Raw genomic sequence first — 18635 nt, 5'->3', positions numbered from 1 at the left:
TCGTTGCTCGGGTTCTTTCTCCAGATGTTCCTGCTGTGCGCGGGCGCCTTCCTCGCGGGTGTCCTGCTGACCTGGCTCACCATGAGGCCACGCGTGGTCGTGCCCGAGGCTCCTCTGTCGATCATGGAGGAGATCGTGGTGGCCCCCGCGATCAAGGCCAACTCGCGGACGATGATGTTCCACACGCCGGAATCCCCTTACTACAAGAGGATGAAGGGCGATGCGTTCTTCCACTCGCCGGAGGATGCGCGCCGTGCTGGCTACACGATGTGGACGCCGCGGCCTCGGGTGCCTGCTGCTTGAAGGGCTCTCAGCCAGGCGTCCAGGGTGAGGTAGTCGGCGTCTGTCAGGCCGTGGCGTGGGTTCACCCTGTGCAGCAGGGCTTTCGGGTGGTGCTGGGCCACCCACGCGCGGTCTGCTTCGGTCAGCTCGTCGTCTGCCCAGGCGAACGGCCTGGTGCCGGCGAGTGTGACCAGGCCGCGGGTTTTCCAGTGCAGGCCCTGGGTTGCGTCTTGTTCTTCGGTTGCCGGGTCGTCCGGCCAGGTGGCCACCTGCAGCTTCGGGAGGCCCAGCAAGGGCGCCAGGTGCTCGTTCGCGGTGTCCATCCACGTGGTGGCCCAGATGAGCTCGCACGGGAGGGCTTTCAGCCAGGGGCCGTGCACGGGGTCGAGGCGGGACAGGCCAGGGGTGCCCGGGACGCCTTCACCGAAGGGGAGGAGTGGGCCGTCGACGTCGAGGAAGAGGATGGGGAGCGCGGCCACGGCGTCACGGTACCTGCGGGCACCTCGTAGGCTTGGGCGCGTGATTTCCGACGTGATCAAGCCCGGCCTCGACGTCCTCTTCTGCGGCATCAACCCGGGCCTCGTGTCGGAAGCGACCGGCCACCACTTCGCGCGGCCCGGCAACCGGTTCTGGCCCGCTCTGCATTTGTCCGGTTTCACCCCGCGGCTGCTCCTGCCTGCGGAGCAGGACCAACTGCTCGATCTCGGGCTCGGCATCACGAACGTCGTCGCGCGGCCGTCCGCCAAAGCCGACGAATTAACAATTGACGAAATGCGTCAAGGTGGCCGAGAGCTCACCGAAAAGGTCGAGCGGTATTCACCGAAGGTTCTCGCGGTGCTCGGCGTGACGGTGTATCGCCAGGCCTTCAGCCGGAAGAAAGCACAGGTCGGGCTGCAGCTGGACACCATCGGCCCAACGCGGGTGTGGTTGCTGCCCAATCCGAGCGGGTTGAACGCGCACTGGCAGTTGCCGGCACTTGCCGAGGAGTTCGGCAGGCTCAAAGCAAGTCTGTGAACCGGCACAAAGGTTCACATTTATGCCCACTGAAAGTGGGCTGGACGCAGTGTTGTCTGGTCTGGTTGCATCCAGATCTGCGTCCGTTCGAGTGCATTCACCCAGAAGTGGAACCTAAGCGTCCCAGGCTGCGTCAAAATTTGGCAATGCCGCGCAGAACATGGTGAATCTTCAACACTGGTGGGGGCACAGTGGAGGTCAGGATTCTCGGGCCGGTCGAGCCGACAGTGCCGCCGAAGCCCGCGCAGATACTAGCCGTCTTGGCGGTCGAGTGCGGGAAGATCGTGCCCGTCGAGAGGCTCATCGATCTCATCTGGGGTGAGGAGCCGCCGCCGCAGGCGCGCAAGTCGCTGCAGGTGCACATCAGCAGCCTGCGCAGGGCCGGGCTGCCGGTCGAGCACCGGGCGGCGGGGTACGTGCTCAACGCCGAGCCGGAAAACGTCGACCTGCACCTGTTCCGCAGGCTTGTCACGCGGGCCGGTGGGGAGACCGATCTCAAGGCCAAGGCCGAGACGCTCAACGAGGCGCTGCAGCTGTGGCGCGGGGCGCCGGTCGTGTTCGCGCAGACGCTCGACGTGCAACGGCTTGCGGCCGCGGAGCAGTGGGTGGACGCGGAGCTGGCGCTGGGGCGGCACGCGGAGCTGGTTGAACGGCTCGGAACGCTGGTCGCCGAGTACCCGTTGGCGGAGCGGCTCAGAGGGCAGCTCATGACCGCGCTCGCCAGGGCCGGGCGCCGGGCGGACGCGATGCGGGTGTTCCGGGAGACGCGCAAGGTGCTCGTGGACGAGCTCGGGGTCGAGCCGGGCGAGCAGATGCAGCAGCTGTACCGGGACGTGCTTGAGGGAACCAAAGAAAGTCGGCGCAACTACCTGCCGCGTGACGCTGGGGACTTCACCGGGCGGGACAGGGAGTTGAGCCGGCTGCTCGACTGCGACGGCGGCGTGTGGTGGATCGAGGGGCCGGCGGGCGTGGGCAAGAGTGCGCTGGCCGTGCACGCGGCTCATCGGCTGGCGGATCGGTATCCGGACGGGCAGTTGTTCGTGGATCTGCACTCGCCGTCGGGGGCGCTGGACGCGTTGCTGCGCGCGATGGACGTGCCGAGTGAGCGGATTCCGGAGTCGGCGGAGGAACGCGCGGCGCTGTGGCGGGCGACGGTCGGCGGGCGCAGGGTCGTGATCGTGCTGGACGGCGTCGTGAGCGTGTCGCAGGTGCGGCCGCTCCTGCCGGGTAGCCCGGGTTGTCTGACGTTGATCACGAGCCGCAGCCGGTTGTGCGGGCTGGAAGGTGTCAGGAGGATTCCGCTCGACGTCCTGAGCAGCGACGAGGCGGTCACGCTGCTGCAGAGGATCCTCGGCGACGAAAGGGTTGCCGCGGAGCCCGACCAGGCCGGTGAAGTGGCGCGGCTGTGCGGGTATCTGCCGCTCGCCGTGCGGATCACCGGGGCGCGGCTCGCGGGCCGGGCGCACTGGCCGGTGTCGAAGCTGGTCAGGAGGCTGAGTGACGAACGCAGCCGGCTCGACGAGCTGGTCGCGGACGACCTGGCGGTGCGATCGAGCCTGGAGCTGACGTATCGCGGGCTCCCCGAAGACGTCCAGGGCGCGTACCGGATCTTCGGGTTCCTCGGGCTGCCCGAGGTGCCGAGCTACCTGTGGGTGCACCTGCTCGACGAGGACGTGCTCGACCAGCTCGTGGACGCGCGGCTGCTCGACGTCATCGGCAGCGCGCGGTACCGGATGCACGAGCTGGTGCGGCTGCACGCCCGCGAGCTCGCCGAAGCCGAAGACCCCCAACAGGACCGCGAAGATCTCGTCAGAAGGGCCGTCCTGGCCGCACTGTCCACAGTAGATGGTCTTACTGAGCAGCTCTTCCTTGCTGTACCCCGGATGCAGGACTCGCTCGGAGTGGTGACGGCAGCGGCTCGCCCGACCGACAAGGACGCGTGGTTCGCCAGGGAGGAGTCGCTGCTGACCAAGCTCGTCGAACGAGCGGCGGAGCTGGGGCTCGCGGAGATCGCGTCGCAGCTCGCCGAGGTGCTGGTGTTCGCCTGGTTCGGGCTCAGAAACCGTTATGAGGCTTGGGAACGAACACACACAGCGGCGCTGGAAGCCGTGTGGAAGACCGGAGATCTGAGGCTCGAAGCGGTCCTGCGCTGCAGCCTCGGTCAGATGCACTACAAGCGCGACAACCTCGTCGAGGCGCGGTCGTGGTTCGACACCGCGCAGACGTTGTTCGTGAACCTGGGCGACAAACGCGGTGAAGCCGTTGCGATGAACGGCATCGGCATGGTCTGCCGCGATCTCGGCGAGTACCCGTGCGCCCTGGAAGCGCTGGGCCGGGCCAGGGAACTGCTGGAGGCGACGGATCCCGAAGGCGTTGCCCACGCGCTGTACGGAATCGGTTCGATAGCAAGAGAACTCGGGCAGGACGACCAGGCGTTCGACACCTTGGAACAAGCCGAGACCACCTACCGCCGGGCGCAAAGCAGGCGGGGAGAAGCGTTGGCAGCGCGCGGGATCGGACTCGTGCACCGTGCTCGCGGCGAGCTGGACCTGGCCGAGGAGCACATCGTGCGCGCCCACGAGATGGTCGCGGGCACCGGTGACGAGCTGCTCGGTTGCTACACCGCCCAGGCGTGGGCGAAAGTGTTGATAAGAAAGGGCTCCTTCGACGCGGCCGAGAAGCTCCTGCACACCGCACTGGTCGGCTGCCGCGACGTCGGCGACCGCTTCGGCGAGGCGCTGGTGTGGCGCACGCTGGGGGAGTGGCGGCTCGCGGGCGGCGACTACACCGGTGCGCGGACGGTGCTGACCGACGCGCTGGCGTCGTGGACGGACCTCGGCCTGCGGTTGTGGCGGGCGCGCACGCTCAGAGACCTCGGTGCGGCCCACGCCTGCTTGGGGGACAACGCAGGCGCGGGCCGCTGCTGGGGTGAGGCCTCAGCACTGTTCGGGCGACTGGGCACCCGTGAGTCCGGGGAGGCGCTCCAGTGGCCCGTCCAGTGGAACCTCGTGATCAGCCAGTGATCTTCTTGTACTTCCACGGCGCGTAGCCGCCGCTCTTCAGCGTGGCGATCGACACGGTCTCGTGGTCCATGTCGGTCGCGGTGCTGCCCTCCTCGTAGATCCACACGGAGGTGTGCGCCGCGTTGGCCCACTTCTCGAACAGCTTCACGTGGCCGTTGCGCAGGATCATGTCGCCCGGCTTGAGGTTCGCCCACGCGATCTTCGTGGCGACCTCGTCCAAAGTGGACGTGTTGCGGCTCGTGGTCAGCTTCCACGCCATGGAGACGAAGCCGGAGCAGTCCGTGCGGTACTTCTTGCCGCGGTTGATGTCGTACGCGTAGGCGGTCTGCGAGTACGGGATCTTGCGGTCCCACCAGTCCTTCGCGCGCTTCATGACCTCGGTGCGGGAGATCGAGCCGCCGTACCCGGCCGCCGCCTCCACCTGCGAGATGGCGGTCTCCTGCTCGGCAGGACCCTCCGGGGCGGCGTGGGCGATGCCCGTGATGCCGGACAGCAGCCCGAGCGAGAGAGCGGTCGCCGCGACGGCGTGGCGAATGCGCATCGTTGTTGCTCCGATCGACTTGTTGGTGACCGGAACTGTCCACGGCAGCGCCAAAGATCGGCCAAAGGTCGATTTAGGCGTGCCTTTACCGCTCGTTCCTAGCTTCTGCCCGACCTTGGTTTGGGCAGAAGGAGAGAGAGCATGCTCGTTCGCATGATCACCGCGGTGATCGCGATGTTCGCCGCCCTCGTGATGGGCGCGTCGGTCGCACAGGCGGCCACGAAGCTCACGCACGCCCAGGCGACCTCGCAGCTGCGCGCGGCCGGCATCACCTGGTCGTCCAGCGGTGGTTGCAGCGACCGCAACCGTCCGAACTGCACGTCGTTCGAACAGGTCCGGCAGACCAGCATCTCGGGTGCGATCACGTTCAAGCGGGCGTCCGGCTGCGCGCTGAACATCACCGGTGGCACCGAGACCGGCCACGCGTCGGGCACCTACTCGCACTGGAACGGCTACAAGTTGGACTACTCGCTGTCCACGTGCGTCAGCAACTACATCACGCGCACCTTCACCTCCATCGGTGGCAGCAAGTGGCGGTCGGGCTCGGGCAACATCTACTACCGCGAGTCGAACCACTGGGACGTCACGTACTACAACTGCGGCGGTTGCTGAACCAACGCGGTTGCTGAACTCCGCTCGGGGCCGGTAGTAGTTGTCGGGTGACCACACTCGGCGCCGTCTACCGGCCCCAGCTCCCGCCTGAGAATCTGCGTTCCGTCGTCCTCGCAGCCGAGGAGTCCGGAGTGGACTCGTTGTGGCTGTGGGAGGACTGCTTCCTGGAGAGCGGTATCGCCTGCGCTTCCGCTGCTCTCGCCTGGACGTCCCGCCTGAAGGTGGGTGTCGGCCTGCTGCCGGTGCCGTTGCGCAACGTCGCGCTGACCGCGATGGAGGCCGCGACGCTGGACCGGTTGTTCCCCGGTCGCGTCACGATCGGTGTCGGGCACGGGCTGCAGTCGTGGATGGGGCAGGTGGGCGCGCGAGTGCCGTCGCCGTTGACCCTGTTGCGCGAGTACACCGACGCGTTGAAGGCGCTGTTGGCCGGCGAACAGGTGACGTGTTCCGGCAAGTACGTGTCGCTGACCGGGGTGGCGCTGGACTGGCCTCCCGCCGCGCCGATGCCGATCTACGTGGGCGGGCTCGGCCCCAAGACCCTCGATCTCGCCGGGGAGATCGGCGACGGCACGATCCTGGACGCGTCGGCCGACCTCGCCCGCGTGCGCGAGACGCGCGCGACCCGTGAGCACCCGATCGTCGTCTACGTGGAGACCGATTCGAGGGACCGCGCGTTCGTCGCGGACCTGGTGTCGCAGGTGGCCGAAGCGGGCGCTACCAGCGTGATCTTGCAGCAGTCGGCCACGAGTGAGGACCCCGAAGGATTCGTTCGTTTTGTGGGTTCACTCGATGGTGTGAGTGCATAGCGCGATAGATAACGGTGGATTCCTCCTTGCGATGGAACGGTCGTGGGCCTTTCGTCGCTGTTCGGGGAGGTAAGCATGCTCGGGCGCAAGAACCGCCGGATCGCTGAGCTGGAGCGGGCCGTGGAAGGCCTTCAGGAGCTGCTCGCTCGAATCGGTGACGCCCGAACAGCGCAAACAATCGCGTTGGAGGAGGTCGACCGCGCCGGCGCCGAGCTCGTGGCGCTGCGGCACCGGATCAAGAACGCGCGCGCCGAGCTCCAGCCGTTGAAGGAAGAGCTGACCTTCCAGCGGGCCGGGGTGTTCCGCACCGACGCGACCGCGGACCACCAGGCCCAGCTCGACATGATCCACGACGAGATGAAGACGCTGATCAAGACCGGCGCCGCGATCGAGGGCGGCGGGCAGGTCACCTACAACGGGTCGGACGCCACCGGGCGCCGGCTCGTCGAGGACTGGTCGGCGCTGATGCTCCGCTCGTACAACTGCGAGGCCGAGAACTGCCTGCGCATGTTGCGAGCCGGTGGCCTGGACGCCGCCCGCAGGCGGCTCGATCGCGCGACGTCGGCGATCGAGCGGCTCAGCGGCACGTTCGCCCTCCGGATCGCGCCGCGCTACCAGGCGTTGCGGATGTACGAGCTGGAGCTCACCGCCGACCACCTGCAGCGCAAGGCGGACAGCCGCCGCACTCGCCGGATTGCATCGTGACCCCTGGGGTACTTCCCCAGCGTGGCTGAGGTTTCTCTGAACGTCGAAGCGCCCATCGAGGCCGTCTGGACGGTTCTCGCCGATGGCTGGTCTTACGCGGGCTGGGTGGTGGGCGCGACGCACATCCGCGACGTCGACGCCGGCTGGCCCAAGTGCGGCACGCGCATCCACCACAGCGTGGGTCCGTGGCCGTTGGTCATCCAGGACACGACCGAGGTGGTGCGGTGCGAGCCGTCGCGCCTGCTGGAGCTGGACGCACGGCTGTGGCCGGTCGGTGCCGCCCGGATCACCCTCACCTTGACAGCGCGGTCCGCAGACCTCACGGAGGTGCGGATGGCCGAGCGCGTGGTGCGCGGGCCCACGTCGTTGCTGCCGAAGTTCCTTCAGGACGCGCTGCTGATTCCACGCAACAAGGAATCGCTGCAACGCCTCGACTCGATTGCTCGCGGACGGGCTTGATCACCCTTTCACTAGGTAACTAGTGAAAGGGTGATAGGGTTGCTCCCATGAGTCAGAGGGAGCATCCGCCGGTCGTGGCGGAGGACCTGGGGAAGAAGTACACGCGGGGCTGGGCGTTGCGGGACTGCGCGCTGGAGATCCCGGCGGGCCGCGTGGTGGCGCTCGTCGGGCCGAACGGCGCCGGCAAGAGCACCCTGATGGGCATGATCACCGGACTGCTCCGCCCGACGACGGGCCGGATCGCGGTGTTCGGCGACGTGCCGAACGGGCGCGGGATGCACCGCTCGGTCGCGTTCCTGACGCAGGCCAAGCCGCTGTACCCGCAGTTCACGGTGACAGAGACCTTGCGGTACGGGCAGCGCGCCAACCCCGGCTGGGACCAGGCGTACGCCGAGGAACTGGTGCGCAAGGCGCAGGTGCCGTTCGCGGCGAAGGTGGGGACGCTGTCGGGCGGTCAGCGCACGCGGGTCGCGCTGGCGCTGGCGCTGGGGAAGCGACCGCGGCTGCTGATGCTCGACGAGCCGTTGGCCGATCTCGACCCGTTGGCGCGCGAAACCGTGCTGCAGACGCTCGTTGAGGAGGCACGCGCGCACGGCATCACCGTGCTGCTGTCGTCGCACGTGCTGGCCGAGTTGGAGAACGTGTGCGACCACCTCGTGCTGCTCACGTCGGGACGCGTCCGCCTGGCTGGCGATGTTGATCAGCTGATGCGGCAACACGGCCGCGGGCTCAGCGAACTCGCGCTCGCCTACATGCGTTCGGAGGTGGCGGCATGACGTGGATCGTGTGGCGTCAGCAGCGCCCGGTGTTCATCACGCTCGCCGTGGGGCTGATCGTGGCGGTGGCGGCCATCCTGTTGCTGCGCGCCGGAATGGTCGCCGACCTGAGTGCCCGCAACCTCCTGGACTGCGTGGGCAAGGGCTTGGAGGCGTGTCGCGACAAGGCGGCCTTCGAGTTCCAGCAGACCTGGTACGACCGGTTGCACCTGGCGCAGGGCGCGGTGATCGCCGTGCCCGCGCTGATGGGTGTCTTCGTCGGCGCGCCGCTGTTCGCGCGCGAGTTCGAGCAGGGCACGCACGCCTTGGCGTTCACCCAGTCGGTCAGCCGGACGCGGTGGATGGTGACCAAGTTCGTCGTCGCCGCCCTGCCGGCGCTGGTGTTCGTGGTCGTGTTCCAGTTCGCCGTGCAGAGCTGGCTGGACGCGGCCGGCAAGCTCGGGCCGCTGGCGACGGGACCGTTCTTCTTCACGACCTTCGACGCCCAGGGGGTGTCGCCGATCGCGTACGCCCTCTTCGCCTACACGTTCGGCATGTTCGCCGGCGCTTTGTTCAAGAGGACGCTCGTGGCGATGTCGTTGACGCTCGCGGCGTTCGTCGTGGTGCGGTTCGTGCTCACCGGGGTGCGGGAGTTCATGATCACACCGACCCGCGTGCGATCGGACGACCCGACCGTGTCGGCGGTCGGCGATCGAGTGCCGCTGGTGGTCGACTCGGGTTTCCTGGACGACAGAGGCGCCGTGGTGGCCGACGCGGGGTCGCGGATGAACTGCGGTTCGCGCGGCGACGAGCCCGTCGTGACGGACTTGGCCGCGTGTTATCGCAAGAACGGTCTCGCGCAGTCGTACGCGGACATCATCCCGGCCGACCAGGCGACCACGCTGCACCTGCTGGAGGCGTCGATCTTCACGGGGCTCGCGGCGGTGTTCGTCCTGGGCGCGGTGTGGGCCGTGCGCAGGCAGGTGTGAGGGCGTGGACACCTATGCTGAGCGGCGTGATCGAGTTTCGCATCGATCGGCACTCCGGGGTGTCCACCTACCTCCAGATCGCAGCGCAGGTCAAACAGGCGATGCGGATGGGACTGCTGGGCCCCGGCGACAAGCTGCCGACGGCACGGGAGGTGGTGGAGGCCACCAGGGTCAACCCCAACACCGTGCTGAAGGCGTACCGGGAACTGGAGCACGAGGGCCTGGTGGAAGGCCGCCGGGGCATGGGCACGTTCGTCACGGCCTCGCTGGCCACCTCGTTCGCCCGCCCCGACGCACCGTTGCGGCAGGACCTGGACCAGTGGATGGGCCGCGCGGTCGGCGAGGGGCTGTCGGCCGACGAGGTCGACGCGATCTACACGGACGTGCGCTCGGAGCACTACTGATGTCCACTGTGGAGTTTCGATGAATCCGGTGTGTGCTTCTGATCTGGCCAAGCACTTCGGCCGGCTTCGGGCACTCGACTCGTGCAGCTTCGCGCTGCCGGCCGGCAGTGTCACGGGGTTGGTGGGGCCGAACGGCGCGGGCAAGAGCACGCTGCTGTCGGTGATCGCTGGGCTGTTGCGACCTACTGCCGGTTCGGTTCAGGTGTGTGGGACTCCGGTGCGTGGGGCTATCCATCCTGACGTGTCGTTGCTGACGCAGAAGCGGCCCCTGTACGAGCAGTTCACCGTGCGCGAGATGATGCGCGCCGGGGCGGCGATGAACGACCGTTGGTCTGCTGACCGCGCGTTCGAGGTGTTGGATCTGCTTGCGGGCGTGGATGTTTCCGCTCCCGTGCGCACTCTCTCCGCTGGCGCGCGCACTCAGGTTGCGCTTGCTTTGGCGCTTGGGCGGTTGCCGACGGTGTTGCTGCTCGACGAGCCGTTGTCGGACCTCGATCCGTTGGCGCGCGACGAGACGTTGCGGATTGTCATGACCGATGTGGCGGAGCGGGGGACGACTGTTCTGTTGTCGTCGCATCTGCTGACCGACCTCGGGGATGTTTGTGATCACCTGCTGCTGCTTGACGAAGGGCGGGTGCAGGTGGCCGGGGACATCGAGGAGATCCTGGCGGATCATCGGGTTGTCGTTGGGCCGGCTGGGGTGGAGCTGGAGACGGACGGGGTTGTGGTCGACTCCTCGCGGACTTCTCGGCAGCTGACCGCGTTGGTGCGTGGAGGTTCTGCGCCTTCTGGGTGGGAGGTCTCGCATCCCGATCTGGAGGCGTTGGTGATGGGGTATCTGCGGGCGTCGCGGACCCGGAAGCTGGCGCGTCGGTAGATCCGCCGTTCGGGTGGGATTGATCGAACTGTCTAACAGGTGGATGCCACCGGGCGATGACGTCGGTACAGCCGTCGCTTCAGGGGAGTTGCCACATGTTCGGCAGCAAGCGGAAGAAGATCGCCTCGCTGGAACAGGTGGTGGCAGCGCTTCAACTGCAGGTCGACCAACTGACCGCGCATCTGCGGGCACTCGGCGGCTTGGAGCACTTCCAGCTGCGGCAGGAGATCGACCGCATGCGAGCCGAGCTGGTGGATCTGCAGCACGCCCACGCCGCCGAGCTGCTGGCGCACCAGCAGTCACTCGCTCAGCTGTAGAGCGCTCGGTTCGCACCCTGGATCAGCGTCCGGTACAGCTCACCCGCCGCACCCCACCGCGCCAGCGCCGCCCGAGCCGCGTTCGCCCCGGCCGCACCGTGCACTCCGCCGCCCGGCCACGCCGACGAGCCCGCGAGGTAGAGGCGGTCGAACGGCGTGTCCGTGCGGCCGAGCCCCGGCACCGGGCGGAAGACCAGCTGCTGGTGGATGGCCGCGGTGCCGCCGTTGACCGTGCCGATCTCGTCCGGGCCCAGCACCGAGCGTTTGACGATGCGGGAGCGGAAGCCGGGGGCACGTTCCTCGATCATCTGCTCGATGCGGTCGGCGCGGCGCTTCAGGCGGTCTGGGGTCCACGCTCCGCCCAGCGGTACGTGTGTGTACGCCCAGGCGGCTTCGGTGCCGGCGGGAGAGCGTGACGGGTCGGTCGTCGTCATCTGGCCCATGACCATGAACGGGTTGCGCGGGACCTTGCCGCACGCCAGTTCGTGGGCGACGCCGGCCATGCCGTTCACGTCGCCGCCCAGGTGGACGGTGCCGGCCTGCGCGGCTTCCGGGTTGGTCCACGGGATCGGGCCGGACAGAGCCCAGTCGACCTTGATCGTGTCGCCGTCCCACTGGAAGCGGGCGAGGTCGGCGGTGAGTTTTGCGGGTAGTGCGTCGGGTCCGATCAGGTCCAGGTAGAGCGACGGTGCGGGGATGTCGGCCAGGACGGCGCGGCGTGCGCGCACGACTGAGCCGTCTTCCAAACGCACGCCAACGGCTACACCGCGCGCGTGCAGCACGTCGGTGACTTTTGCGTTCGTTTCGATGCGGCCGCCGAAGCGGCGTACGAGAGAGGCTGTCAGCTCACCGGCGCCGCCGCGTGGGACCGGGTTGCCGACCTCTTGCGCGAGCATTGCCAGCAGCCAGCCGAAGCCCGCGCCGCCGGCCTGGTCCGGGCCCAGGTCTGTGTGCATTGTGTTGCCTGCCAACAACACACGGGCGCCCTCGCCCTCGAAGAGCTCCTCGCCCAGACGGCGCACCGGCAGCGTGAGCATGCGCGTCAGGCGTAGGGCGCCACCGACGCCTGCGGACCGCAGCAACGACATGCCGCCACGCACCGGAGGAAAGGGGCGCAGCAGTGAGTCGAGAACGGCGTCACGGACCTTGCGCCACTGCGAGAACTCCGTTTGCCACTTGTCGGCGTCGGAATGCGCGAAGGTGCCGACGGACTTCGCTGTGGTTTCCACGTCACGAGAGAGGAGCGCGACACGGTCGTCTGGCAGCACATGGGCGAGCACGGCCGGTGCGTGTTGCCACTGCACGTCGAGGTTCAACGCGCCGAGGACGGGCGAGCCGAGGCCGAGGGGGTAGAACGCGCTGTAGACGTCGTTCGTGAAGCCCGGCGCGGTGATCTCGGCCGACGTGACGGCGCCGCCGGGGGTGTCACGCTGTTCCAGCACCAGCACGTCCCAGCCCGCGTCCGCCAGCAACGTCGCGGCGACCAGGCCGTTCGGGCCCGAGCCGATGACGACCGCGTCAACAGTGTTAGTTTCGGTCACGCAGCCCCTCCATTGCACCGACCACCTCACGCAGCACATCACGCGCGTCGTGTTCGGGCCACCATTCCAGATCTTGGTGCGCTCGGGTCGTTCGCACCAGCGGCGCCTGATCGGCCATCCGGACCCACTCCGGGGTCAGCGGCTGCAACCCGAGCCGTGCCGTTGCGCCGGCCAGCTTCTCGACCAGCGGATACGGCACGGCAACCCGCCCGGCACCCACGTCGTGAGCGATCATCGGCGCGGTCAGCACCGGTTCGGCAGCGAGGTTGAAAGCGCCGAACGCGCGACGGTTGATTATCTCGACGATCGCGCGCGCCACGTCGTCGGAGTGCACGAGCTGCAGGCGCAGGCCGTTCCACAACGGCATTGGGAGCAACGGCAGCAGTTTCGGGGAGATCCAGCGGCCGAGCAGCCACCTGCGCAGCTGCTGGGCGGCGGACGCCTGGCCGATGCCGCACGGCCTGATCACCGTGCACGGCAACGGATAGCGGCTGATCATCTCCTCCAGCCGCACCTTGTGCGCGCTGTACGTGCTGCCGGGAATGCCCGTCACCGGCCACGACTCGTCGACACGTGACCAACGCGGCGCCGGTTCGTAGGCCGCGACCGACGACGCGCAGATCAGGTGACCGACTTCTTCTTTGATGCACGCAACGAGCACATGCTCGCTGCCGTCGACGTTCGTCTCACGGTCCGTTGGCTTGATGGCCCACGCCAGATGCACCACGACGTCCGCACCGCGGATGGCGTCCCGCAACGACGACAGCGTGCGCACGTCCACCCCGACGTCCTCGAACGTGAGGTGACGGCGCAACGCCGAGCCGACGTTGCCGGAGGCGCCGGTGACAACAATCTTCACCCGAGCACCTTGCGGATGGCGTCCCGCGTCTTGTCCACCACGGCGACCAGCGGGCCGAGTGCCATGTTCGCGATCGGGCTCTCCACACCGGGGTGCGGGCGGGTCGGCGCGATCGCTTCGGCAGCCTCCACCGCGCGCGCCATGCGTTCGAGCCGTTCCTGGTCGTGCACCTTGCGCAGCAGCGGGAACTCGGCCTCCTCCTCGTGGTTCGCGTGGGCGAGCACGTCGTCGCGGAGCTGCACGAGCAGAGTGTCGAAACCCTCGGCGTCGGGACCCATGTCGTGCATCGTGCTGAGGAGTTCCTTCGCCCGTCGCTCCTCCGCGATGCGTGCGTCCACGATCGGCTTGCCGCCGTTCACGCGAGCGATGGCCGGGTGGACGATCTCCTCCTCCGCGGTCTCGTGGATCGACAGCAGCCGCACGAGCTGATGCCATGCGTCTTTGCGTTCGTCGCCGGCAGCGGTCTCCACCTCGGTGAACAGCGTCCGGATGGTCTCGTGTTGCCGGTGGAGCAGCGTGATCACGTCGTCAGCCATGCCGACCGGGTACCCGAAAAGTGATCGACAACGCCGTATCTCATTTCGTTCGGCGCCGAAGAACTAGCACACTCCGTAGTCGAGCGGTAGTCACATGAACCTAACAATCCTGTGTCACGTACCACATAGAGAGGCATTATGTGACGCCTCAACGAATACTGAGCTACCGCTTAGTATGTCTAGCTTCAAAGGACTCCTGCATGCCCTTCCGCCGCCACGTCCTACCCACCGCCTTAGCGCTCGCCGTCCTCGTGGCCGGCTGCGGCGCCAAGGAAGACGACAAGGCCAAGGTGAAGACCGGGCCTGGCGTCACGGACGACAAGATCTCGCTCGGCATCCTCACGGACATGACGGGGCCGTTCAAAGCGTCCGCGTTGGTCCGCATGAAGGGCTACGAGCTGTACTTGAAGCAGGTCAACGACCGCGGGGGCATCTGCGGTCGCAAGGTCGAGCTCAAGACGAAGGACCACGCGTACGACGTGCAGAAGGCGCTCGACGCCTACTTCGACCTGGAGCCGCAGGTTCTGGGTCTGCTGGAGCTCGCGGGCACGCCGATGACCGCGGCCATCGAGCCGGACATCATGCAGACGCGCACGCTGACGGCGCCGGCGAGCTGGGCCGCGTCGCTGCTCGGCAACCCGCACATGATGATCGTGGGCACGACGTACGACCTCGACGTCATCAACGGGCTTGATCACTACAAGCGCCGCGGTGTCATCAAGGAGGGCGACACCATCGGCCACGTGTACGTCCAGGGCAGCTACGGCGACAACGCCGTGGAGGGCAGCCGGTTCGTCGGGCAGCAGTGGAACATGAAGGTCGCCGAGCAGCCCATCGGTGAGACCACGGCGGATCTGGCGCAGCAGATCGCCACGCTGAAGGCCTCCGGCGCGAAGGCCGTCGTGCTGAGCACCACGCCGGCGCAGACCGCGGCCGCCGTCGGTGTCGCCGCGGCGCTCAAGTGGGACGTGCCGTTCATGGTCAACGTCGTCGGCTTCGACACCGCGATCCTCGACTCGCCGGTCGGCCCGGCCGTGGAGAAGCAGGTGTCCGTGGTGACGTCGGTGGCGCCGTTCACCGGTAGCGCCGCCGGGCCGCGTGAGGTGGCGGCGGCGTTCAACGAGAACTACCCGAACGACAAGCCCGCGCTCTACGTCGACCACGGCTACACGGTCGCGATGGTGTTCCTGGCGGTCGTGGAGAAGGCCTGCAAGAACGGCGACCTCAGCCGTGACGGTGTCCTCAAGGCGTTCCACGACACCAACGGCCTGGACACCAAGGGCCTGACCGGAGCGCTGCACTACTCGCTGGTGGGACGTCCTTCTTCGACGCAGTCGTACATCACCAAGGTCGACAGGTCGGCGCCCGGTGGTCTCACGACCGTCGAGGAGCTGTTCGAGTCCGAGCTGGTGAAGGCCAAGGGCACCCGCGCCAAGTAGTTCCAACGATGAAGGGAACCTTCCTCCACTTCAAGTGGAGGAAGGTTCCCTTCATCGTGAGCGCACCCGGAATTGTCAGGGGTGCTGAGCACCATGGGCTCATGGAGCGAGGAAAGTGGAACAGCGTCGAGGACGAGCTATGGCAGCACAGTCGCGTCGGCGTAATCAGAGCGTCGGACCTCGAGACGCTCGGAATCGGCCAGACGACCACGTATCGGCAATGCCAACCTGGTGGCCGGTGGCGGCACCTGCTACCCGGCATCGTGCTGCTTGAACGTTCGCAACCGACGTCTCGGCAGAGGATCGAGGCCGCGTTGATGTTCGTGAGACACGACGCGCTCGTCACCGGTCTCCAGGCGGCGCGCCAATACAACCTGCGTGCCGGCCCGGATCCGCAGTTCGTGCACGTCCTCGTACCTCACAAGTACTGCGTGCGCAGCTCCGGGTTCGTTGTGGTGGAACGCACGGTGTTGTTTCCGTCTTCGTACTTTCGTGACGGGATTCCGCTGGCTCCGCCCGCCCGCGCTGTTCTGGACGGAGTGCGCCGCATACGGGAACTCGGTCCGGTGCGTGCTCTGCTGATCGAAGCCGTTCAGAGCGGGCTCACGAACACAACCGAACTCCGTCGCGAACTCGATACCGGCGCCAAGCGAGGGACCGCCCTGCCGCGACGAGTGCTCAACGAGATCGATTTGGGTGTGCGGTCCGTGGCCGAAGCGGACGCGGTGGAGGTCTGGCATCAGGCAGGACTGCCGACACCACATTGCAACGCTGTCCTGGTGGACTCGGAGGGGGTCTATGCGGGCATGCCGGACCTGTGGTGCGACGAGGTCGGGCTCGCCTGGGAGATCGACAGCAACGAGTTCCACTACAGCAAGGAGTTGTACGCGAAGACACTGGCGCGCAATTCCAGGTACGCGACACTCGGTATCGGCGTCGTGCAGACGTTGCCGTCCCGCCTGCGCGCTGAGCCCGAGGCGGTGATCGCGGAACTGCGCGCCGCCTATGCCGTTGCGTCTGCACGTCCGCGGCCGCAAGTGCACATCAAGAACTCACAACCGGCCTGAGAACCGATGAAGGGAACCTTCCTCCATTTCAGGTGGAGGAAGGTTCCCTTCATCGGTTTGTATTACTTGCCGAAGCCGGCCTTGCGGAGTGCGTCCGCCATCGAGCCGGACGCGGGCGGCGGCGAGTTGCGCTGCTGCCCACCGCGCTGCTGACCGCCGCGCTGCTGCGGACGACGGTCACGACCGCCACCGCCGCCCTGCTGCTTGGGCGCGGCCTTGCCCGGCTCGTCGTTCAGCCGCAGCGTCAGACCGATCCGCTTGCGCGCCTCGTCGACCTCCAGCACCTTGACCCGCACCACGTCACCGGACTTCACGACGTCGCGCGGGTCCTTCACGTAGGTGTCGGACAGCGCGGAGATGTGCACCAGGCCGTCCTGGTGCACGCCGACGTCGACGAACGCGCCGAACGCGGCCACGTTCGTCACGACGCCCTCCAGCACCATTCCGGGCTTGAGGTCGGCGATCTTCTCGACGCCGTCCGCGAAGGTCGCCGTCTTGAACGCCGGTCGCGGGTCGCGGCCGGGCTTCTCCAGCTCGCGCAGGATGTCCGTGACGGTCGGCAGACCGAACTGCTCGTCGACGAACTGCTCGGGCCGCAGCTTCGTGAGCACCGCGGTGTTGCCGATCAGCTCGGCGCCGGCCGTGGCCTGCATCTTCCGCACGACCGGGTACGCCTCGGGGTGCACCGAGGAGGCGTCGAGGGGCTCGTCGCCGCCGCGGATCTTGAGGAAGCCCGCGCACTGCTCGAACGCCTTCGGGCCGAGCCGCGCGACCTCCATCAGGGCCTTGCGGGTCTTGAACGGGCCGTTCTGATCCCGGTGCAGCACGATGTTCTCCGCGAGCCCGGCGGTGATGCCGGAGACGCGGGTCAGCAACGGCACCGAGGCGGTGTTCAGGTCGACACCGACCGCGTTCACACAGTCCTCGACCACCGCGTCCAGCGACCGCGACAGCTTCGCCTCGGCCAGGTCGTGCTGGTACTGGCCGACACCGATGGACTTCGGGTCGATCTTCACCAGCTCGGCCAGCGGGTCCTGCAGCCGGCGCGCGATCGACACCGCGCCGCGGATCGACACGTCGAGCCCGGGCAGTTCCGAGGAGGCGTACGCGGAAGCCGAGTACACCGACGCACCCGCCTCGGAGACCACGATCTTGGTGAGCTTCAGCTCCGGGTGACGCTTGATCAGGTCGGCGGCCAGCTTGTCGGTCTCGCGCGACGCCGTGCCGTTGCCGATCGCGATCAGGTCGACGTTGTGCTGCTTGGCCAGCACCGCGAGCTTGGCGATCGACTCGTCCCAGCGGTTCGCGGGCACGTGCGGCTGGATCACGCCGTGCGCGACGACCTTGCCGGTGGCGTCGACGACCGCGACCTTCACGCCGGTGCGGTAGCCGGGGTCGAGACCCATCGTGGCGCGCGTGCCGGCCGGGGCGGCCAGCAGCAGGTCGCGCAGGTTCGACGCGAACACCTTCACGGCCTCGTCCTCGGCGAACTGGCGCAGGCGTCCGCGCAGGTCGATGCCGAGGTGCACGAGGATGCGGGTCCGCCACGCCCAGCGCACGGTGTCGGTGAGCCACTTGTCTCCAGGGCGGCCGCGGTCGTCGATGCCGAAACGGGCGGCGATCTGCACCTCGAACGACGAAGGCCCGTCCTCGACCGGCTCCTCCGGCTCCAGGACGAGGTCGAGGACCTCCTCCTTCTCGCCGCGGAACAGCGCCAGGATGCGGTGGGAGGGCAGCTTGGCGAACGGCTCGTCGAACTCGAAGTAGTCCGCGAACTTGGCGCCCTCGGTCTCCTTGCCCTCGCGGACCTTGGAGACCACGCGGCCGCGCGTCCACATCCGCTCGCGCAGCTCGCCGATCAGGTCGCCGTCCTCGCCGAACCGCTCGACCAGGATGGCCCGCGCGCCCTGCAACGCGGCCGCGGCGTCCGCGACCTCCTTGGCGGGGTAGACGAACTTCGCGGCTTCTTCCTGCGGGTTCAGACCGGGGTCGCCCAGCAGCGCGTCGGCCAGCGGTTCGAGACCGGCCTCCTTCGCGATCTGGGCCTTCGTGCGGCGCTTCGGCTTGTACGGGAGGTAGAGGTCCTCGAGCCGCGCCTTGGAGTCGGCGGCGAGGATCTGCGCTTCGAGTGCGGAGTCGAGCTTGCCCTGCTCGCGAATCGAGGTGAGGACTGCCGCGCGGCGCTCCTCCAGCTCGCGCAGGTAGCCGAGCCGCTCCTCGAGCGTGCGCAGCTGCGCGTCGTCGAGACCGCCGGTCGCCTCCTTGCGGTATCGGGCGACGAACGGGACGGTCGCGCCACCGTCGAGCAGTTCGACAGCAGAGCTGACCTGGCCGCTGGCCACGCCGAGCTCGTCAGCGATCTTCTGGTGGATGAGCGTTGTCACAGCGCGCCATTCTGCCCGCTGGCCG

At 67.8% G+C, this 18635-nt stretch carries 20 protein-coding genes; 14 read left to right on the top strand and 6 right to left on the bottom strand.

Translation table 11 applies throughout. The features are described from left to right. Positions 1–3: 3 nt before the first annotated feature. The gene (locus LFM09_RS01630; protein WP_414094400.1) at positions 4–303 is read left to right on the top strand and encodes a hypothetical protein; all 300 of its coding nucleotides are present in this window, start codon (positions 4–6) and stop codon (positions 301–303) included. Here LFM09_RS01630 and LFM09_RS01625 read toward each other — a convergent pair. Then, positions 261–761, bottom strand: coding sequence for an HAD domain-containing protein (locus LFM09_RS01625; protein WP_414094399.1), 501 nt, complete (start codon positions 759–761; stop codon positions 261–263). The genes LFM09_RS01630 and LFM09_RS01625 overlap by 43 nt on opposite strands. Between LFM09_RS01625 and mug the strand changes: the two genes are divergently transcribed. Both mug and LFM09_RS01615 read left to right on the top strand, forming a co-directional pair. Beyond that, complete coding sequence (gene mug, locus LFM09_RS01620; RefSeq protein ID WP_414094398.1) at positions 745–1296, top strand: G/U mismatch-specific DNA glycosylase; 552 nt, start codon at positions 745–747, stop codon at positions 1294–1296. The two genes, LFM09_RS01625 and mug, sit on opposite strands and share 17 nt — an antisense overlap. 191 nt (positions 1297–1487) lie before the next feature. Next, positions 1488–4319: a BTAD domain-containing putative transcriptional regulator gene (locus LFM09_RS01615; RefSeq protein WP_414094397.1), complete on the top strand. Its 2832-nt coding sequence runs from the start codon at positions 1488–1490 to the stop codon at positions 4317–4319. On the opposite strand, the gene LFM09_RS01610 is transcribed toward LFM09_RS01615, so the two are convergent. Further along, positions 4309–4860 (bottom strand): hypothetical protein, encoded by a 552-nt coding sequence (locus LFM09_RS01610; protein WP_414094396.1) that lies wholly within the window; start codon positions 4858–4860, stop codon positions 4309–4311. The two genes, LFM09_RS01615 and LFM09_RS01610, sit on opposite strands and share 11 nt — an antisense overlap. 141 nt (positions 4861–5001) lie before the next feature. Here LFM09_RS01610 and LFM09_RS01605 point away from each other — a divergent pair, with 141 nt between their 5' ends. The 9 genes from LFM09_RS01605 (at position 5002) to LFM09_RS01565 (ending at position 10784) form a co-directional block, all read left to right on the top strand. Beyond that, positions 5002–5472 carry a hypothetical protein gene (locus tag LFM09_RS01605; RefSeq protein ID WP_414094395.1) on the top strand — a complete coding sequence of 157 codons (471 nt, stop codon included), beginning with the start codon at positions 5002–5004 and terminating at the stop codon, positions 5470–5472. A gap of 47 nt (positions 5473–5519) precedes the next feature. Then, positions 5520–6278 carry an LLM class flavin-dependent oxidoreductase gene (locus tag LFM09_RS01600; RefSeq protein ID WP_414094394.1) on the top strand — a complete coding sequence of 253 codons (759 nt, stop codon included), beginning with the start codon at positions 5520–5522 and terminating at the stop codon, positions 6276–6278. A 75-nt stretch (positions 6279–6353) separates the two neighbouring features. Next, complete coding sequence (locus LFM09_RS01595; protein WP_414094393.1) at positions 6354–6983, top strand: DUF4041 domain-containing protein; 630 nt, start codon at positions 6354–6356, stop codon at positions 6981–6983. 21 nt (positions 6984–7004) lie between these two features. Continuing rightward, complete coding sequence (locus tag LFM09_RS01590) at positions 7005–7442, top strand: SRPBCC family protein (protein WP_414094392.1); 438 nt, start codon at positions 7005–7007, stop codon at positions 7440–7442. Positions 7443–7489: 47 nt separating this feature from the next. Then, a complete protein-coding gene (locus LFM09_RS01585; protein ID WP_414094391.1) occupies positions 7490–8218 on the top strand; it encodes an ABC transporter ATP-binding protein in 729 nt (242 codons plus the stop codon). Continuing rightward, positions 8215–9186, top strand: a complete 972-nt coding sequence (locus tag LFM09_RS01580; protein WP_414094390.1) for a hypothetical protein — start codon at positions 8215–8217, stop codon at positions 9184–9186. The genes LFM09_RS01585 and LFM09_RS01580 overlap by 4 nt, the downstream gene beginning before the upstream one ends. 26 nt (positions 9187–9212) lie before the next feature. Continuing rightward, positions 9213–9590: a GntR family transcriptional regulator gene (locus LFM09_RS01575; protein ID WP_414094389.1), complete on the top strand. Its 378-nt coding sequence runs from the start codon at positions 9213–9215 to the stop codon at positions 9588–9590. Positions 9591–9609: 19 nt separating this feature from the next. Then, positions 9610–10467 carry an ABC transporter ATP-binding protein gene (locus LFM09_RS01570; protein WP_414094388.1) on the top strand — a complete coding sequence of 286 codons (858 nt, stop codon included), beginning with the start codon at positions 9610–9612 and terminating at the stop codon, positions 10465–10467. 95 nt (positions 10468–10562) lie between these two features. After that, entirely contained in the window at positions 10563–10784 is a 222-nt protein-coding gene (locus tag LFM09_RS01565) for a hypothetical protein (RefSeq protein WP_414094387.1), read from the top strand. Here LFM09_RS01565 and LFM09_RS01560 read toward each other — a convergent pair. From LFM09_RS01560 to LFM09_RS01550, 3 genes are read right to left on the bottom strand one after another with little or no spacing between them, the layout of a single operon-like run. Continuing rightward, the gene (locus LFM09_RS01560; protein WP_414094386.1) at positions 10775–12325 is read right to left on the bottom strand and encodes a phytoene desaturase family protein; all 1551 of its coding nucleotides are present in this window, start codon (positions 12323–12325) and stop codon (positions 10775–10777) included. The two genes, LFM09_RS01565 and LFM09_RS01560, sit on opposite strands and share 10 nt — an antisense overlap. Beyond that, positions 12312–13184 (bottom strand): NAD-dependent epimerase/dehydratase family protein, encoded by an 873-nt coding sequence (locus LFM09_RS01555; RefSeq protein ID WP_414094385.1) that lies wholly within the window; start codon positions 13182–13184, stop codon positions 12312–12314. The genes LFM09_RS01560 and LFM09_RS01555 overlap by 14 nt, the downstream gene beginning before the upstream one ends. Beyond that, the gene (locus tag LFM09_RS01550) at positions 13181–13720 is read right to left on the bottom strand and encodes a hemerythrin domain-containing protein (RefSeq protein WP_414094384.1); all 540 of its coding nucleotides are present in this window, start codon (positions 13718–13720) and stop codon (positions 13181–13183) included. The genes LFM09_RS01555 and LFM09_RS01550 overlap by 4 nt, the downstream gene beginning before the upstream one ends. A 200-nt stretch (positions 13721–13920) precedes the next feature. Between LFM09_RS01550 and LFM09_RS01545 the strand changes: the two genes are divergently transcribed. Both LFM09_RS01545 and LFM09_RS01540 read left to right on the top strand, forming a co-directional pair. Beyond that, complete coding sequence (locus LFM09_RS01545; RefSeq protein ID WP_414094383.1) at positions 13921–15159, top strand: ABC transporter substrate-binding protein; 1239 nt, start codon at positions 13921–13923, stop codon at positions 15157–15159. Between the two features lie 101 nt (positions 15160–15260). After that, positions 15261–16226, top strand: a complete 966-nt coding sequence (locus LFM09_RS01540; protein ID WP_414094382.1) for a hypothetical protein — start codon at positions 15261–15263, stop codon at positions 16224–16226. Positions 16227–16288: 62 nt separating this feature from the next. On the opposite strand, the gene LFM09_RS01535 is transcribed toward LFM09_RS01540, so the two are convergent. Further along, the gene (locus tag LFM09_RS01535; RefSeq protein ID WP_414094381.1) at positions 16289–18610 is read right to left on the bottom strand and encodes a Tex family protein; all 2322 of its coding nucleotides are present in this window, start codon (positions 18608–18610) and stop codon (positions 16289–16291) included. Positions 18611–18635 lie beyond the last annotated feature (25 nt).

It is taken from the genome of Lentzea alba (assembly GCF_047445655.1).
In the GTDB taxonomy this organism is placed as follows: Bacteria; Actinomycetota; Actinomycetes; order Mycobacteriales; family Pseudonocardiaceae; genus Lentzea; species Lentzea alba_A.
This window is presented reverse-complemented; position numbering and strand designations above follow the sequence as displayed.

Excerpts from the sequence above, each read along its gene's own strand:
- mug (WP_414094398.1), top strand. The coding sequence starts at position 745 with ATGGGGAGCGCGGCCACGGCGTCACGGTACCTGCGGGCACCTCGTAGG.
- LFM09_RS01610 (WP_414094396.1), bottom strand. The coding sequence starts at position 4,860 with ATGCGCATTCGCCACGCCGTCGCGGCGACCGCTCTCTCGCTCGGGCTG.
- LFM09_RS01605 (WP_414094395.1), top strand. The coding sequence starts at position 5,002 with ATGCTCGTTCGCATGATCACCGCGGTGATCGCGATGTTCGCCGCCCTC.
- LFM09_RS01595 (WP_414094393.1), top strand. The coding sequence starts at position 6,354 with ATGCTCGGGCGCAAGAACCGCCGGATCGCTGAGCTGGAGCGGGCCGTG.
- LFM09_RS01585 (WP_414094391.1), top strand. The coding sequence starts at position 7,490 with ATGAGTCAGAGGGAGCATCCGCCGGTCGTGGCGGAGGACCTGGGGAAG.
- LFM09_RS01580 (WP_414094390.1), top strand. The coding sequence starts at position 8,215 with ATGACGTGGATCGTGTGGCGTCAGCAGCGCCCGGTGTTCATCACGCTC.
- LFM09_RS01570 (WP_414094388.1), top strand. The coding sequence starts at position 9,610 with ATGAATCCGGTGTGTGCTTCTGATCTGGCCAAGCACTTCGGCCGGCTT.
- LFM09_RS01565 (WP_414094387.1), top strand. The coding sequence starts at position 10,563 with ATGTTCGGCAGCAAGCGGAAGAAGATCGCCTCGCTGGAACAGGTGGTG.
- LFM09_RS01550 (WP_414094384.1), bottom strand. The coding sequence starts at position 13,720 with ATGGCTGACGACGTGATCACGCTGCTCCACCGGCAACACGAGACCATC.
- LFM09_RS01545 (WP_414094383.1), top strand. The coding sequence starts at position 13,921 with ATGCCCTTCCGCCGCCACGTCCTACCCACCGCCTTAGCGCTCGCCGTC.
- LFM09_RS01540 (WP_414094382.1), top strand. The coding sequence starts at position 15,261 with ATGGAGCGAGGAAAGTGGAACAGCGTCGAGGACGAGCTATGGCAGCAC.